The sequence below is a fragment of the Marvinbryantia formatexigens DSM 14469 genome (genome assembly GCF_025148285.1).
GTDB classification, from domain to species: domain Bacteria; phylum Bacillota; class Clostridia; order Lachnospirales; family Lachnospiraceae; genus Marvinbryantia; species Marvinbryantia formatexigens.
The window spans coordinates 3,900,897-3,916,998 of sequence record NZ_CP102268.1 but is presented as its reverse complement, the minus strand read 5'-3'; the positions used below and the strand labels follow the sequence as shown (position 1 = coordinate 3,916,998).

Annotated in this window: 14 protein-coding genes; 4 read left to right on the top strand and 10 right to left on the bottom strand. The window is 53.4% G+C overall.

Annotated elements, in window-relative coordinates:
• Positions 1-46: 46 nt before the first annotated feature.
• The 7 genes from NQ534_RS18235 to NQ534_RS18205 form a co-directional block, all read right to left on the bottom strand.
• On the bottom strand, positions 47-1,354 hold the full coding sequence (locus NQ534_RS18235; protein ID WP_006863482.1) for an MFS transporter: 1,308 nt from the start codon (positions 1,352-1,354) through the stop codon (positions 47-49).
• A 386-nt stretch (positions 1,355-1,740) separates the two neighbouring features.
• Entirely contained in the window at positions 1,741-2,529 is a 789-nt protein-coding gene (locus tag NQ534_RS18230; RefSeq protein WP_006863484.1) for a hypothetical protein, read from the bottom strand.
• A gap of 161 nt (positions 2,530-2,690) precedes the next feature.
• On the bottom strand, positions 2,691-4,289 hold the full coding sequence (locus tag NQ534_RS18225; RefSeq protein ID WP_006863485.1) for an ABC transporter substrate-binding protein: 1,599 nt from the start codon (positions 4,287-4,289) through the stop codon (positions 2,691-2,693).
• Entirely contained in the window at positions 4,286-5,155 is an 870-nt protein-coding gene (locus NQ534_RS18220) for a carbohydrate ABC transporter permease (RefSeq protein ID WP_006863486.1), read from the bottom strand. Before NQ534_RS18220 ends, NQ534_RS18225 begins: the two co-directional genes overlap by 4 nt.
• A gap of 8 nt (positions 5,156-5,163) precedes the next feature.
• Positions 5,164-6,057, bottom strand: coding sequence for a carbohydrate ABC transporter permease (locus NQ534_RS18215; RefSeq protein WP_006863487.1), 894 nt, complete (start codon positions 6,055-6,057; stop codon positions 5,164-5,166).
• Between the two features lie 4 nt (positions 6,058-6,061).
• A complete protein-coding gene (locus NQ534_RS18210; protein WP_006863488.1) occupies positions 6,062-7,177 on the bottom strand; it encodes an ABC transporter ATP-binding protein in 1,116 nt (371 codons plus the stop codon).
• A 24-nt stretch (positions 7,178-7,201) separates the two neighbouring features.
• The gene (locus NQ534_RS18205; protein WP_074679888.1) at positions 7,202-7,909 is read right to left on the bottom strand and encodes a gamma-glutamyl-gamma-aminobutyrate hydrolase family protein; all 708 of its coding nucleotides are present in this window, start codon (positions 7,907-7,909) and stop codon (positions 7,202-7,204) included.
• 412 nt (positions 7,910-8,321) lie between these two features.
• On the opposite strand from NQ534_RS18205, the gene NQ534_RS18200 reads away from it, so the two are divergent.
• The 4 genes from NQ534_RS18200 (at position 8,322) to NQ534_RS18185 (ending at position 11,327) form a co-directional block, all read left to right on the top strand.
• Positions 8,322-9,104 (top strand): transporter substrate-binding domain-containing protein, encoded by a 783-nt coding sequence (locus NQ534_RS18200; protein WP_006864430.1) that lies wholly within the window; start codon positions 8,322-8,324, stop codon positions 9,102-9,104.
• Between the two features lie 139 nt (positions 9,105-9,243).
• Positions 9,244-9,915: an amino acid ABC transporter permease gene (locus NQ534_RS18195; protein WP_006864429.1), complete on the top strand. Its 672-nt coding sequence runs from the start codon at positions 9,244-9,246 to the stop codon at positions 9,913-9,915.
• On the top strand, positions 9,902-10,642 hold the full coding sequence (locus tag NQ534_RS18190; RefSeq protein WP_006864428.1) for an amino acid ABC transporter ATP-binding protein: 741 nt from the start codon (positions 9,902-9,904) through the stop codon (positions 10,640-10,642). Before NQ534_RS18195 ends, NQ534_RS18190 begins: the two co-directional genes overlap by 14 nt.
• A 64-nt stretch (positions 10,643-10,706) precedes the next feature.
• A complete protein-coding gene (locus NQ534_RS18185; RefSeq protein ID WP_006864427.1) occupies positions 10,707-11,327 on the top strand; it encodes a cytidylate kinase-like family protein in 621 nt (206 codons plus the stop codon).
• Between the two features lie 97 nt (positions 11,328-11,424).
• Here the strand turns inward: NQ534_RS18185 and NQ534_RS18180 are convergent, their stop codons facing one another.
• Genes NQ534_RS18180 through NQ534_RS18170 form a run of 3 tightly spaced genes read right to left on the bottom strand, consistent with a single transcriptional unit; the run spans position 11,425 to position 16,096 of the window.
• Positions 11,425-13,182 carry an ABC transporter ATP-binding protein gene (locus tag NQ534_RS18180; protein WP_006864426.1) on the bottom strand — a complete coding sequence of 586 codons (1,758 nt, stop codon included), beginning with the start codon at positions 13,180-13,182 and terminating at the stop codon, positions 11,425-11,427.
• A complete protein-coding gene (locus NQ534_RS18175; RefSeq protein ID WP_006864425.1) occupies positions 13,175-15,142 on the bottom strand; it encodes an ABC transporter ATP-binding protein in 1,968 nt (655 codons plus the stop codon). Before NQ534_RS18175 ends, NQ534_RS18180 begins: the two co-directional genes overlap by 8 nt.
• Positions 15,143-15,148: 6 nt before the next feature.
• Complete coding sequence (locus NQ534_RS18170) at positions 15,149-16,096, bottom strand: helix-turn-helix transcriptional regulator (protein WP_040785422.1); 948 nt, start codon at positions 16,094-16,096, stop codon at positions 15,149-15,151.
• Positions 16,097-16,102 lie beyond the last annotated feature (6 nt).

Here is a 16,102-nt window from a genome sequence, read left to right as displayed (position 1 = left end):
CAGACTCTGCCACCTGCTCCCATTGTAACAAATTCTTAACAGAAAATCAACATTTTCCAGGTGCGCCTTTTGCTTTCGGCGCCGCCCAAAATACTGTCAGCATACCGATAAATGCAATAATTGTGCCAAAAATTAACATCATACATACATTTAGATAATCAATTAGCAGACCGCCGATGAGGCTTCCAAAAACGCCGCCCAGCGTGCTTGTACCAGCCATCAGCGCCTGCCCCCGGAAGGTATCCTGCGGATCCATCACCTCATTCACATAATATACCGTCGCCGGAATATAGAGGGCAAATGCGCCCATCTGCAGCACCTGCGCGGCGTACATCTGCGTCATATTGCCGCAGAAGAGATATGCGACCGCCTTCGCGAAGAAAAAGACACCGGAGAGCATCACAAGGCGGCTGCTGGAAATCCGTTTCACCATCCGTGAAAACAGAAACATCGTCGGCAGCTCCATCACCGCGGCAATGGCAAGCGTATTGCCAAGCGCAACGGAATCGCCGCCGAGCGGGGTAATGATCTGAATCTGATAGCTGTTCTGCATATTGTGGTTCATCATCAGCAGTGTCAGACCGATACTTGCAATGCAGACATAAGGATAGCGCCGGATAAAACCGCCCGGAGCCTTCACTGTACGCCCGGTCCCGCCAGACGCCTCTGCGTCCGGTTTCCCGGCAGAGGATACCGCACCCGCGCCTTCCCCTCCGGCAGCCTGGGCTGCATCCGCCTCCGTTTTTTCGTCCGGGGACAGCTTTGCATCCGCCTTCGCTGCAGATGTATACGCGCCCTTATATACAGGCATTCTGCACAGCAGGATAATCATGACGGCAAGCAGAATGCTTCCCACTGCCAGAATTATGCTGCTTCCGCTTCTGGCAATCAGCGCGCCGAGAACGCTGGAGATAATCGCATAGCAGAGGGAGCCGATACCTCTGGCTATGCCAAAATCCACGTTGACGCCGCGGTTGATATAATAGACGCTGACAGAATTCACCAGCGGCTGCAGCACCTGCAGCAGCGCGTCTGCAATGATAAACAGCGCTGCCACCGGCAGAATCCTGTCCGGTACGGCGTACTGCAAAAGCAATGCGAGCAGTGTCAGACCGGCAAGAATTGCCGTCAGCTTCTGTACGGTAATTCTGGAAGAGCGGTCCGCCATTCCGGCAAAAACAGGCTGCAGGATCACCCCGCAGATGTTTCCCACGGCAATACAGATGCCAATCCCTGTGCTGTCGAAACCGCGCGCCAGAAGGTATACCGTAGCAAAGCTGTACACCGTGCCAAACAGCATCCAGTAACAGCCCTGCAGCGCGCTGTATTGCATCATAAGCTTCTTCTCATTCATTTTTCTTCCCTTTCTACAAGTGTCCGGACCAGGAAATCATGTACTGAAGTAATGCCGGTAATTTACAATAGAAATATTTACAGCAGAATCCGGTGCCATACATCCAGCCGCAGACGATAGGCAGATTTTGCAGATTTTGCGAGCATAGCGGCAGCAATTTTGTCCGACCGGCTTCTATGGAGGCAAAATTGCTGCCAATAGGCGGCGCAGCAAAATCAAAAAATCAACGTGTCTGCGACTGGATGTATGGCAAACGGATTCGCGTAAAAAAGCCTTTCGTAAATTACCGGCGTTACTTCAAATACAGACCTTCCGGCGCCGCATCCCGTGGTATAAAAGGAGCCACCTCTTTCGAGGTGACTCCGAAAAAAGCGTTTTACTGTCCGTTATTCTGCTGCTGTTACCGATGTGATGTGCGGGTTTACGCCCTCATACCAGTACAGGAAGCCTTCCATATCGATTTTGTCTCCAACCTGCAGCTCTGTTACCGCCTTGTAAACGTCTGTGGTGTTGTCGCACAGATAGGATTCCACCGTGAAGGTATAGGTCTCGCCGTTCAGAGAAACGTTGAAGTACAAATCATCGCCGTCCTGTCCGGAGCCGTCCCAGTTGTAAAGGAACGGTGCCTCGTTGCCGTCCGCATCCGTGGAAGCCTCCACCGTCATGCCTTTGAAGGAAACGTACTCGTTCTGATGGTCGATCAGCTCATCTGTGCCGAGCAGCTCTGTCACATCCGTTACCGGAGCAACGTACTCGCCGTCCAGAATCTCGAAGGTCGCATCGACGATTTCCACCTCGCCGGACCACTCGGATTTATAACCGGTAACGCGGATTTTTGTTCCGACGTTCAGCTTTTCATAATCTTCCTCGGAGCAAGCCATGTCATACAGGAAGTATGCGCCGTCCTTGTCCTGTGTATAAACGGTCGCCTTGTCCTCCCACCAGGACTGCTTTGCCTGCACGTAGGTCTCGACTACGACCTCGGAATCAAGCTCCGCCGCCACATATTCGTCGTGCGTCATCACGCCCTCCGACTTTACGTCCGCTTCTTCGTCCGCCGCGGCTGCTTCTGTCACAACGGTTTCTGCCTCTGTCTCTGTTTCCTCTGCCATAACGCAGGTTGCGGAAACGGCTGCCAGAGAGAGTGTTAATAATAATGCTGTAAGTTTTTTCATACTTATCCTCCTTCGGTATCAGCAGTCATGCTGCTGTTCACCCGTATTCATCCTCTATTATAATCGAAAATTTCAGGAAATCAATGCCTGACTGACATTTTTTATAACTGTTTCATCATGCGGCAAATATCAGAGGCGGATTTTTCCTTCCGGTCAGATAGTTATCCTTTTTTCTTCACTGCCCTGATAATCACATACAGAAGTATCGCCGCCCACACTGCCGCCAGCGACGCCAGCAGAACCACGGCAGTAACCGGCAGTGGTCCTAAGTCCGCTTTCCCGTCGCCTGTCAGAGCGCCCTGCCCCTCGTCCAGATGATACAGCGATTTCATATCGCTGTAGAGTGATTCGATATAGGCATCGTCCACCGTCTTTTTTCTGCGCGTGGATTTTGCCACCTCCTCTATCATCTGCCCCGCGGCATCGCGCAGGGATGCAGACCCGTTGAATACCGGCGTCACAAAGGTACTTTCCACATTATCCAGCAAAAGCTCCGACGCCTTAATCTTCACATCATAATGTGTGCTGTTGTCCTCGCCGCTCCTTGCCAGATAATCCTGGTATTCGCTGCTCTCCTGTGCCTTTGACGTTACCGGCACATAGCCTTCTGTCTGCGCATAGGCGATCTGCACCTCATTGGTAAGCAGGTACTGCGCAAACAGCCAGGAGGCAAGCACCTCCTGGGCATCGTCCTTCTGGAAGATGCAGACGGACGGTCCCTGCGAAATCATCTGCGGATTTTCCGTGTCAAACTGCGGGATGGGCATCACCGCCGTCTCAAATTCCACGAATTTATCCTCACTGATGTCGGAGAGCGGCGCGTCGCTTCCCATCCAGGTGGCGCCCGCCGTGGAATCGATAGCAAAGATGCACTGACCGGCATTGAGGAAATTTGCCGGATAGCTGGAAATCTTAAAGGTGGAAAACGCTCCGCTCTTTACGTGCTCCGCAATCGTATACAAAAGCTCCTTTGTCGTGTCATTGAAAATCAGAATCTCCCCGTCTTCCGTGGAATACCCGGCACCCTTCTGCTTCAGCATCTGAATCATCATGTTATCTGTCGATTTATAGATAAACGGAATCATCACATTCTGCCCGTTGACAGAAAAATTGCCGTCGGCATCTTTTTCCGTCGCCGCCTCCGATACCTCCCAGATGAAATCCCATGTCAGCGTCTCCGGCAGCTCGTAGCCGAGCTTTTCCAGATACGTTTTATTAATGTAGCATGCCTCCGTGGAGCGCATATAGGGGATGGCGTAATAATGCCCGCTCACCCGGCATTCCTCCAGGAACTGCGGGATAATCTCCTCCTGCGCGGGCGAATCAAAGCGCACCTGGCTGGCGCCGAGCCCGTAATTTTCATCGGAAAACAGCTCATCCAGCGGCACAACGCTGTTATTCCCCGTCAGGTAGGTGGCGATGTGGTCCGGGTAAGTGATGCAGACATTCGGCGTGGTGTTGGTGGAAATATTGGTTATGACATCGTTATAAATCTTGCCGTAATCCGTATACAGACGCATATTCACCGTAATATTGGGGTAAAGCTCCTCAAAATCGCTGATTGCCTGCTCATAAATCCGCGTCTGCGTCTTGTTGGTATCATTTTTTGCCCAGAAGGTTATTTCATACTGCCGCGAGGTATCGAACGTCTCCGGAATCGAAAAGGCGCTCTTCTCCTGCGCCCCGTGACAGCCGGTCAGCAGCGCGCTGACTGCCGCCGCAGCCGCCAGAGGCAGCAGCTTTCTGATTTTTTTCTTCATCCCTTTGTACCTCCTCTGGATACGCCCTCCATAATCTTTTTGCGGAACAGCAGAAACAGAATGATCAGCGGCACCGAAATCACCACGACCGCCGCCATCATTGCCGGAATATTCTCCCGTCCGAAGCCGTTCTCGCGGATTTCCTGGATTCCGTTCGACACCAGAAAATAATTTTCATCATCGGTAATCAGCCTTGGCCACACATAGGAATTCCAGCATTCAATCACCTTCAGAATCGTAATCGTGACAATCGTCGGCTTGCAGATGGGAATCATTACCCTGCGCAGGTACCGGAAATCGGAGGTACCGTCCACCTTTGCCGCATAATAGAGCTGGTCGGGAACCTGCGCGAAATTTTCCTTCAGCAGGTAAATGTAAAAGACCGATGTGACCGACGGCAGAATCAGCCCGGCAAAGGTATTGCGCAGCTCCAGATTCGTGATGGTCACGTAATTGGTAATCACTACCAGCTCGTTTGGAATCATCATCAGCGCGAGAAAGAGCGTAAACGCCAGGTCCCGCCCGCGGAATTTCAGTCTTGCAAAGGCGAACGCCGCCAGCACGGTCACAATTACCATCAGCGCCGTGGTAATCACGGCAAAAATCACCGTGTTGGCAAAATAGCGCGCCAGCGGCACTGCCGTAAACGCTTCCTTATAGTTCTCCAGCGTGGGCGCAAGCGTATAAAGCTTCGGGATGTACTCCGAGTTGTAGGCGCTGTAGCTCTTCACCGAGGTGAGCAGCATCCAGTAAAACGGAAACAGCACGATGACCGCCCAGAGCGTCAGCAGCGCATATGTGAGAATTTTCCCCACGGGAAAATGCGCCCTGCCGTTTTTTTCTGTCTTTTCAAATTGATTTTCCATAGCGCACCTCACATATAATGAACATGTTTTTTGCTGACGAGAAGGTTGATGCAGGTAATCGTCAGCACAATCACAAACAGGATGATGGCTGCCGCCGACGCATAGGACGGATAGCCGCCGCTGCTGCCGTACAGCATGTCGTAAACGTATCCGACGATGGTGTTCATCCCCGCCGCGTTCAAATCGGTTCCAAAGAGCGCCACCGCATCGCTGTACGCCTTGAACGCCCCGATAAAACCGGTGATGACAAGGTAAAACAGCGTCGGCGATATCATCGGCACCGTAATTTTTATAAAAATACGCCAGCGCGGGGTGCCGTCCACCTTTGCCGCATTGTAATACTGCTCATTGACCGAGGCGAGGGCGCTCGTTAAAATCAGTATCTTAAACGGCATGACCACCCAGATGGTGTACAGGCATAGCACAAACATTTTCGCCCAGTAGGGTCCGTCGATAAAGTCCACCGGACCGGTGCCGAAAAGCCCCAGGAGCAGATTGATGAAGCCGTCCGTGTAGGGCGTTCTCTTAAACAGAATCATAAAAACCAGACCGACCGCCAGCGTATTTGTCACATACGGCAGAAAATAAATGGTCTGATAAAGCTCACGCAGCGCCTTTATGGAGCTCAGACGCACGGAAATCAGCAGCGCAAGTCCCGTGGAAAGCGGCACGGTAATCACCACCAGGATAAAGGTGTTTTTCACCGCCTGCAGAAAATACGGGTCATGCAGGATATACGAGTAATTATAGAGACCGACGCCGTAATACGTCTGGGAAGCAAAGTTAAAGCCTTCCTCGAAGGAATAGATAAAGACATCTATCAGAGGATATATCAGAAAACATCCCAGAAAAAGGAACGCCGGCAGCAGATAAAGCCAGCCCTTCAGATTATTTTTATCCATAACACTATTCCCCCGCCCGCTCTGTTTCAAAAGGAATCCGCTCCTGCGTCTCCCGGTCGAAAATGTGCACCTTCTCCGGCTTTACGTGGAAACGGACCGTCCCGCTTCCGGTGTCGACACCGCTCTCTGCGCTGATAATCGAACGGATTACTGTATTTTCACACGCCTCGTTTGTGGAAACCACGCTGATGTCGCGTCCCAGCACCTCGACGCCATTCAGATGGCAGGTAAGCGCCCCCTGCGGGTGCAGGACGAAGCCTTCCGGACGGATACCGGCAAAAACCTCCCTGTCCGCGCATCCCTGCACGCGCAGGACGGCGTCCTTTCCTATATAAAGCATTCCCTGCCGTATCTGCCCGCGGAAAACATTGATGGGCGGCGTGCCGAGGAACTTCGCCACAAAGAGATTTACCGGTCTGTCGTAGACCTCCTGCGGCTTTCCAATCTGCTGTACCACGCCCCGGTTCATCACGACAATCATATCGGAAATGCTCATCGCTTCCTCCTGGTCGTGCGTTACAAAAACGGTGGTAATCTTTGTCTCCCGCTGGATGCGCCTTATCTCCTCGCGCGTCTGCAGGCGGAGCCGGGCATCCAGATTGGAGAGCGGCTCGTCCATCAGCAGGATCCGCGGCATCTTCACCAGAGCGCGCGCAATCGCCACACGCTGCTGCTGTCCGCCGGAAAGCTCGCCAGGCTTACGCTCCATCAGCTCGTCAATCTGTACCAGCTTTGCCACTTCCATCGCCCTGCGCTGCATTTCCTCTTTGGAGAGCTTTTCCTTCCCTCTGAGGTTTTCCAGCGGAAATACAATGTTCTGGCGCACCGTAAGATGCGGATAGAGCGCGTAATTCTGAAATACCATACCGACGCCCCGCTTTTCCGCCGGAAGATTTGTGACATCCTCCTCCCCGAAAAAGATTCTGCCGTCGGTGGGCTTTAACAGTCCGCACAGCAGATTGAGCGCCGTGCTTTTTCCGCAGCCGGAGGGACCGAGCAGTCCGATCAGTTTTCCATCCGGTATCTCCACGCTCATGTCGCTGACCGCCGTCACCTCCCCGCGCGCTTTTCTGCCGCGCTCCGGGAATTTCTTTGTCAGATTTTCCAATACTACCTTCATAATTTTTCCTTTCCAGGTCTGTCGTTATTTTTTTGCCGCCTTCACAAATTGTTCCAGGATTTTCCGGCTGCTCTCCTCTGTTTTCCAGGAAAATTCCGGGTGCCACTGGACGCCCCACACAAACGGCTTTTCCTTCATATAAACGGCTTCCACCAGCCCGTCCTCAGAGTACGCCATCGCCGTAAGCTGCGGCGACAGCTCCTTTACCGCCTGGTGATGATAGCTGTTTACCGCAAGGACCGGAACCTGCAGAAGCTCTGCCAGCGGCGTTTTCTCTACAATCGTCACCTTATGCACCGGTATATCGTAGGGCGGCTTCTGATGGTGCTCTATCCGGGACGGTCTCTGCTGCGGCAGGTCCTGATAAAGCGTTCCGCCGAGCGCGGCATTTAAAAACTGGATACCGCGGCAGATGCCGAGCACCGGCATGTCCCGCTCAAGAGCCAGCGCAAGCAGCTTTTTCTCCATCGCATCCCGCGCCGGACAGCATGCGCCGCAGGCTTCGATGGGCGTCTCCCCGTACAGCGCGGGCGATACGTCGTGTCCGCCCGTCAGCAGGAAGCCGTCGCAGAGCTCTGTCATCTGCCCCAGCATATCCTCATCCTCTGTCAGCGGAAGCATCAGCGGCGTTCCGCCTGCTGATACGATGCCGTCCATATACCCCGGAAGCATCCAGAGGCTCTCCTTTTCGTCATCATATAATGGAATCAATCCGATTAGTGGTCTGTTCAATCTGTCGCCCTCCTTATGTGGTACTGAATAAGAAAGCCCGCCTCTCTGAGGCTCCAGTCCCGCTCCTTACGGAGCTAAGACTGCTTATGCTGGCGGGTTCCTGCTTCGCAGGCTCGATGTGGGTATGCAGGCAGTCTCTTACATGCCTGCAGGCATGACGATTCTGCCTGTATACCCACATCGGCTGTGAATAGTAACATTGTATCACGTTTTCCTGTATTTGTAAGCAGGTTTTCTGAATCGGATTAAATGCAAAATATTCATTATAACAATTCACAATTTCTGATTGACAAGAATTTGTCCGGCTTTTATAATAAAGTACAGTACAAGTGGGCAACGAAGCCGGCTGACGGTCGCGTTGTCTTTTTGTGTTATTCAGATATTTTTCTGAAAAGAAAAGGAGGAAATAAGTATGAAGAAAAATTTTACCGCAAAACTGGTTTCTGCAGCAGCAGTCGGCGCGCTTGCCCTCTGCACAATGGCAGGTGCCGTATCCGCATCTGATAAGGTGTGGGTGATTGCTACCGACACAGCGTTCCGTCCCTTTGAATACACCAACGCGGACGGTGAATTTGTCGGCATTGATGTCGATATTCTTGCCGCTATCGCTGAGGACCAGGGATTTGAATACGATTTGCAGTCCATCGGCTGGGATGCCGGCGTTGCCGCTGTCCAGGTAGGACAGGCGGACGGTCTGATTGCCGGTGCCACCATCAACGATGAGAGAAAGGAAAAAGGCTGGATCTTCTCAGACGGATACTACGATGCAACACAGTCCTTCTTTGTGGCGGCAGACAGCGATATCGCTTCTCTGGAAGACCTGGAAGGCAAAAATGTGGTCGTTAAAATCGGTACCGCAAGCAAGACCTTCGCAGAAAGTCTGATGGATGAGTACGGCTTCACCGTTACCACGATGGAGACCTCCACAGATATGTACCAGGATGTTATCAACGGAAACAGCGCCGCTTGTATCGACGATACTCCGATTACGCTCGCTTATATCACACAGGATGGCGTTCAGTTAAAGAAACTGGAAGCTGAGGGCGCCGAGAGCGAATCTGCACCGTACGGCTTTGCCATCATGGATGAGGCAAACCAGGAGCTTCTCGATATGTTTAATGCCGGTCTGAAGAATATCAAAGAAAACGGAACTTACGACGAAATTCTTGATAAATATCTGAAGACTGAGGAGTAAACCATACTGGCGCAGAGGGTTTTTCCAGCCCTCTGCGTTTTTTATCTCGTGGGAAAATTTTCAGCAGGCAGGCTCCCGGAAGCTGTGATCGCAGCAGGCGGAGCTTCCTCTCATCAGTCTTCCGGAAGGAGAAGTTTACATGATAAGTATCATCCAGGTATATGGCGTAATGCTCTTAAAGTCGATGGGCAACACACTGCTTCTGTGTGTGCTCTCGCTGCTTTTCGCCATGATAATCGGTCTGATTGTCGCCCTGTTTAATGTAGGGAAGAACCGTGTTCTGAATTTAATCGGTACCATTTTTGTCGATGCCGTGCGCGGCGTTCCGCTGATCGTACTGGCATATTTTGTTTATTTCGGCGTCCCGCAGGCTGCGAAAATGATGAATGTCTCCGGCTTCCGCCTCTCGGCGCTGACCGCGGGCATCATCGCGCTCTCCATGAACTGCGGCGCTTATATGGCGGAGATTATCCGCGCCGGAATCGAGAGCGTTGATAAGGGACAGATGGAGGCGAGCCGCAGTCTCGGACTCTCATATGGAAAAAGTATGCGTCTGATTATTATTCCGCAGGCGATACGCACCATGATTCCCTCTATCATCAACCAGTTCATCATTACGCTGAAGGATACCTCCATCCTCTCCGTAATCGGTTTCCCGGAGCTGGTAAACACTGCCAAAAACGTTGCCGGAAATACCTTCATGAATCTGCAGGTATGGGCTATCGTCGGCGTTATGTACATGGTTGTCATCATCACTCTGAGCAAGGTGGCAAAGCGTGTGGAAAGGAGGCTGAAACGTGGACAGCAGTAAAGTAAAGATACAGGTTACAAATCTGAAAAAGAATTTTGGAAAGCTGGAGGTTCTGAAGGATATCAGCATCAGTATCTGCGAGGGTGAGGTCGTGGTGCTGCTCGGTCCCTCCGGAAGCGGAAAATCCACGTTCCTGCGCTGTGTGAACCAGCTGGAGACCGTCACCGCCGGAAAGATTATCGTCGACGGCATGGACGTGACGGATAAGCACACGGACATCAACAAGGTGCGTGAAAACATCGGCATGGTGTTCCAGCACTTTAATCTGTTCCCGCATATGACGGTGCTGAAGAATATCACGCTCGCACCGGTGGAATTAAAGAAGCTCACGCAGGAGCAGGCTGAGAAAAAAGGTATGGAGCTTTTAGCGCGCGTCGGACTTGCCGACAAAGCGGGCACCTACCCCAACCAGCTCTCCGGCGGTCAGAAGCAGCGTGTGGCGATTGCGCGCGCGCTTGCCATGAGCCCGGACATTATGCTGTTTGACGAGCCCACCTCCGCGCTCGACCCGGAAATGGTCGGCGAGGTACTGGAGGTTATGCGCGAACTGGCGCGGGACGGCATGACAATGGCGGTGGTGACACACGAAATCGGCTTTGCGCGCGAGGTGGCAAACCGCATTGTGTTTATGGACGGCGGCTATATCGTGGAGCAGGGAACCCCGGAGGAAATCCTGAAGCATCCGAAAGAAGCGCGGACCATCGATTTTCTGAACAAGGTATTATGAGCCGGAAAACCGGCAGCAATTTGTCTGACGACCGGTATTGTAAAAGGAGTATAGGGAGTATAGCATGAAGAAAATCATCACTATCAGCCGCGAGTTCGGCGCAGGCGGCGGAACCATCGGACGGATGGTTGCAGAAAAGCTGCACTACGACTACTACGATAAAGAGATTATTATGAAAGCGGCAACGCAGTCCAACGTTGATCTGGAGCGTTTTCTGCACTATGACGAGCGGGTGCCGCACAACTTCGGCTTCGCCCAGAGTCTTTTTGATTTTTACAACAAGCCTTTGAGCGAAAAGCTTTTCGAGGCACAGAAGGAGGTTATCCGCGAAATCGGAGAAAAAGGGAACTGTGTCATCATCGGCAGAAACGCCAACAGCATTCTCCGGGAATTCGACCACACGCTTCATGTGTTCGTCCACGCTCCCTCCTACTACCGGATACAGCACATGAAAACGCTTATGCCAGCTACGCCGGAGGCGAAGCTTTCCGATGAGCTGCAGGCAATCGACCGCAAAAGGCGGAAATACTGCACCTACTACACCGATACGGTATTCGGCATGGCACAGTTTTATGACGTCTGCCTGGATACCGCCAAATTCGGAATTGAGGGCTGCGCGGATATTATCTGCCAGCTTGCACAGAAGCCGGATATACCGCCGAAAGTAACGGGATATCCGGGTTAAAGCGCAGCCGGGTCACCGGGTATCCGGTCTGCGCTCTGCTCCGGCAGATGCCGGGCGGGCGCTGCGGCGCTGCCTGCGCACAGTCCCGCCGGATACGTTAATTCTGGCTGTAGCACCAGCCCTCCGCCCTCTGTCTGACTTCTACAAAGCGGCGGTAAATCCCGTCCTCCTCCATCAGCTCTTGATGGGTGCCCTTCTGGACGATCTGTCCGTCATTTACCACCAGAATCTGGTCAGCATTTTCAACCGTCGCAAGCCGGTGAGCAATGGTAATGACTGTTTTTCCCTTCACAAGCTCCGAGATAGCGTGCTGGATCAGATGCTCATTTTCCGGGTCCACGCTGGCGGTCGCCTCATCCAGGATGATGACGGGCGCGTTTTTCAGCATGGCGCGCGCGATGGAAATCCGCTGTTTTTCTCCGCCGGAGAGCGTCCCGCCGCCCTCACCGATTACTGTATCGTAGCCGTCCGGCAGCTTTTTGATAAACTCATGACAGCATGCTTTTTTGGCGGCCTCCACCATTTCCTCTTCCGTGGCATCCGGTCTGCCGAAGCAGATATTCGCCCGGATAGTATCGTGAAACAGATAGACATTCTGGAATACCATCGAAATATTGGAAAGCAGGCTGTCGCAGGTAAATTCCCGCACATCCCGTCCGCCCAGCGATATGCTGCCCGCATCCACATCATAAAATCTCGCCAGCAGATTTACAATCGTTGTTTTTCCGCTTCCCGACGGACCCACGATCGCGGTTGAGGTATGCTGGGGAATCCGGAATGTAACGTTCTTCAGCACCTGCCGGTCCTTCTGATAGCCAAAATCCACATTCTTAAATTCAATATCAAACCGCTCCGGATGGATGTCTTTTCCGTCCTCATCCAGAAAGCTTTCCTCCCGCAGCGCGTCGAGCTGGTTCATGGCGTCGTCGATGACGCCCAGTATATGGGCGCTGTCGCTGACCGGCTCCAGCGAGCTGAAAATACTGAAGGAAAAGAATACAAACATCAGCATCACAGGCAGCGTCATTTCCCCGGAAAGCCCGGCAAGGCAGGACGCGAGGGCAAGCCCCACGGAGCCGCATTTCAGCGCAAGCAGATGCAGGCAGTTGGGCGGAACAAAGCCCCATTCAATTTTCAGATGAATCCGTCTGCTGCTTTTTACCGCTTCCTCCATCGCCGCTGCCGCCGCGCCGTTCTGCCCGAAGGATTTCACCACGGAAAGACCTCTGGCATATTCCAGCGCCGCACCCGTCAGCTCCTTATTGCTCTGCGCCTCCACCGGCGCGTTTTTTCTGCTGTGCGCCGATATCAGCATCAAAAACAGGAAGGATACAAATGCCGCCGCCAGGGCAATCAGGGCAATCGCCGGGCGGATGACCAGCAGGCAGAGGAAAATCGCCAGGAAATTCAGATATCCTCCGACAAAATTGTCCACCATACGGATTCCCATGCTCTCCAGCGTGGTAAGCCCGGTGGTGACAGAGCTTAAAATATTTCCGGTATTCTTCTGCTGGAAATATCCGAGGGATACACGTTTCAGCGCTTCCCCGACAGCCAGCCGGTCCCGCGCCACCAGCTCGTAGCTGATTACCTCCTGGCACTTCGACCGCATATAATCAAAGAGAAAGCGCAAAGCTACGGAGAGCAGAATCAGCAGAGCACTCCGCCAGACCCACCGTTCGTCAAAGGCCACGCCACCTTCGCCGCTCATCAGCAGCATTCCGACCGTGTACGCCGCAATCATCACCGGCACAGCCGCAAACCAGTGCGAGAAAAAGGAAAATACAAAGCCCGCGTAAAGCTTTCCCTTAAACGCCCCGCACCAGGATATTATCCGTTTTACCGTACTAAACATAATTTTCACCCGCCCTCTTCTCCGGCATCTGCCCTCCGGAATTTCTCTTCGTCTGTTTTACCGGCTTCTGCTCCCCGGAACGATTCTTCATCTGTTTTTCCGGCTTCTGCTCCCCGGAATGCTTCTTCATCTGTTTATCCGGTGACTTCGCCTGCCCGTTTTCCGCAGAAGCCGGGACTGCCCATTCCTTCGCCCCGATGTGCGCCTCCCACATATCGCGGTACAGCGGACAGGTTTTCAGAAGCTCCTCCTGCGTCCCCTGCGCCAGAATATTTCCGTTCTCCAGCACCACGATATTATCCGCCTGCCGGATGGTGGAAAGCCTGTGAGCGATCACCAGCAGCGTCTTGCCTTTTGCCAGGCGGGCAATGCTCTGCTGTATCTTATCCTCATTTTCCGGGTCTGTGAAGGCGGTCGCCTCGTCGAGAATCACTACCGGCGCATCCTTCAGTATCATGCGCGCAATGGCAATCCGCTGCTTCTCTCCGCCCGACAGGCGTTTCCCCGCCTCTCCCGCCGGCGTATCATATCCCTGCGGCAGCTTACGGATAAATTCTTCACACTGCGCTGCGCGCGCCGCCTCCTTCACCTGCTCATCCGTCGCCTGCGGATTTCCCATGCGGATGTTTTCCAGCAGGGAGCAGCGGAACAGATAATTGTCCTGCGTCACAAAGCTGACATACTCCGAGAGCTGGGAGAGCGGCATATCCCGGATATCCACGCCTCCTATCAGAATCTGTCCCTTATCCGGGTCCCAGAAGCGGGCAAGCAGCCTGGCGACGGTCGATTTTCCGCTCCCGGAGGGACCCACCAGCGCAGTAAAGCTTCCCTGCGGCAAATCCAGATTTATTCCGTGCAGAACCTCGTTTTCCTCACATTTCTGTGTGCTCCTGCCGCACTCCCGTTCCTGCATGTTTCCGCCGTAGGAAAAATGCACGTCCTTCATCTGTATATCATACTTCTGTACATCAGCGCGCTTTTCCGGCTCCGGCAGCGCCGGCATAGTCAGATATTGCTGCAGTTCCTCTACTGTCGCCTTCATCTGCTGTATTTCATTGGAGAACACTTCCAGCTTTGCCAGAGACGTCACCATCGACATGGACAGCATCACCGCCAAAGCAGCCTGCGGCGCTGTAATCGCTCCGCGCGACGCCAGATAAAGACTGACCGGCAGCGTTCCGAGCAGCGTGGACGGAAACAGGGCAAACGCCAGCTTCATTGTCACCCAGGTGGAGGACATCCACCGCACCACGAAGGTACGGTAATCGCGGATCGCTCCGGCATATTTTTCATAGGAGACCCCGGCGCGCCCGAAGGTGCGGATGACCTCGATTCCCTCAATATATTCCACGATAGCGCTGTTCATATAGGCGTTGGACTGATTATATTTTTCAAAATTCTTTCCGCTTATCCGGAAGGTCAGTATCATACATATCAGCGCCGCCGGAAGCGTAACGAGCGACGCCAGCGCGATCCGGATATCCACAGATGCCAGCGCCAGCAGGCTCACGATGGGCAACGCCAGATGTCCTGCTCCCTCCGGCACCACATGCGCCAGAGGCGGCTCTATCTGTTCAATTTTATCTACGATAATATTCTTGATTTCTCCAATGGAATGACGCTGTACCTCCCCCAGCGGCGCATGGAGGAAGCGGTCCGCCACCTGCAGACGCAGCCCGGCGAGCACATGGTACGCCACATGATGGGACAGCCCCGTGGAAAGACCGAAAAACAGCGCCTTTACCGCGTAAGCGGCAAGCGCCGCGCCGCACCACATCCAGATGTTGCTTCTCTGCACCGTGCCGTCGGCAAACTGCGCGATCACCCTGTACAGGCAGTAATAGGGAACCAGCCCCGCCGTGACACTGATTACCGACAACAGAATGGAACCCAGAAATTTTCCTTTCTGCCCGCCCGCATATCCCAGCAGACTGCCGATCCAGCTCTCTTTTCGTTTCATATTGTTTTACCTCCGTTTCCGGTATTCCGCCGGCGACATGCCCATCTGCCTGCGGAAAGCCATTGCAAACTTGCTGGGGCTGTCGTAGCCCACGCGCCCGGCGATTTCCGCCACGCTCATATCCCTGCTGGTTTTCAGCAGCACTGCCGCCCGGTTCATGCGGCACTCCGTCACATAAGCCCCGATTGTAGCGCCGAATATCGACTTAAAGCATTTTTTCATTGTTGTCTGGGGAATATCAAAGCGCCCGGACAGCTCCTCCTGCGTGAAGTTTTCGTCCAGATGAAGGAGCAAAAACTGCTGGAGCGCCTTTGTCTTTTCCACCTGCGGCTTATAGAAATAAGGCTTTTCCTCCGCGTGCTCCGAGGGTTGGAGCGCTTCCAGAAAAAGCAGCAGCTCCAGAATCTTGATTTTAAAATACGCGCGCTTAATCTGCTCCGGAACCGCATAGAGTTCCGCAAAAATGTGCGCGATCTGGCTTCCGCCGCGCAGAACGACCGGGTAGATATCCTTGCAGAATTTTTTCTGCAGCGCCTGCAGATTCACCGGAAAATCCTTTATCTCCTGCGGCAACGTCCGGCACGCCGTTTCCATATCAAACGAAATCATCACGCCATGATAGTGGGAAAGCGGCATTTCAAACCGCCCGGAATGCGTCAGCCTCCGGTCAAGCTTCAGGTCTCCCGCCTCCACATAACCGCAGGCATTATCGCGCGCGGCATATTCCAGGCGCCCCTCCCGGCAATGGTCGATGCAGAACAAATCCCGCCCCGGCTCAAAGACCGAATTATAGTAGCGCATATGGAAATCATTGTACGCCAGCGCCACCCCCGGAAACACCTCGTAAAGCGTGATGGTTCCCTCTCCCGTCTCATTGCGGAACTGATAGACCTGGCAGCCGTCCGATTCCGCCAGAAGAACGGCGTCCCTGCACTGCTCCGTAATCTTTTTCATATTTCC

Coding starts and splice junctions, on each gene's coding strand:
- NQ534_RS18235 (WP_006863482.1), bottom strand. CDS start 1,354: ATGAATGAGAAGAAGCTTATGATGCAATACAGCGCGCTGCAGGGCTGT.
- NQ534_RS18230 (WP_006863484.1), bottom strand. CDS start 2,529: ATGAAAAAACTTACAGCATTATTATTAACACTCTCTCTGGCAGCCGTT.
- NQ534_RS18225 (WP_006863485.1), bottom strand. CDS start 4,289: ATGAAGAAAAAAATCAGAAAGCTGCTGCCTCTGGCGGCTGCGGCGGCA.
- NQ534_RS18220 (WP_006863486.1), bottom strand. CDS start 5,155: ATGGAAAATCAATTTGAAAAGACAGAAAAAAACGGCAGGGCGCATTTT.
- NQ534_RS18215 (WP_006863487.1), bottom strand. CDS start 6,057: ATGGATAAAAATAATCTGAAGGGCTGGCTTTATCTGCTGCCGGCGTTC.
- NQ534_RS18210 (WP_006863488.1), bottom strand. CDS start 7,177: ATGAAGGTAGTATTGGAAAATCTGACAAAGAAATTCCCGGAGCGCGGC.
- NQ534_RS18200 (WP_006864430.1), top strand. CDS start 8,322: ATGAAGAAAAATTTTACCGCAAAACTGGTTTCTGCAGCAGCAGTCGGC.
- NQ534_RS18195 (WP_006864429.1), top strand. CDS start 9,244: ATGATAAGTATCATCCAGGTATATGGCGTAATGCTCTTAAAGTCGATG.
- NQ534_RS18185 (WP_006864427.1), top strand. CDS start 10,707: ATGAAGAAAATCATCACTATCAGCCGCGAGTTCGGCGCAGGCGGCGGA.
- NQ534_RS18180 (WP_006864426.1), bottom strand. CDS start 13,182: ATGTTTAGTACGGTAAAACGGATAATATCCTGGTGCGGGGCGTTTAAG.
- NQ534_RS18175 (WP_006864425.1), bottom strand. CDS start 15,142: ATGAAACGAAAAGAGAGCTGGATCGGCAGTCTGCTGGGATATGCGGGC.
- NQ534_RS18170 (WP_040785422.1), bottom strand. CDS start 16,096: ATGAAAAAGATTACGGAGCAGTGCAGGGACGCCGTTCTTCTGGCGGAA.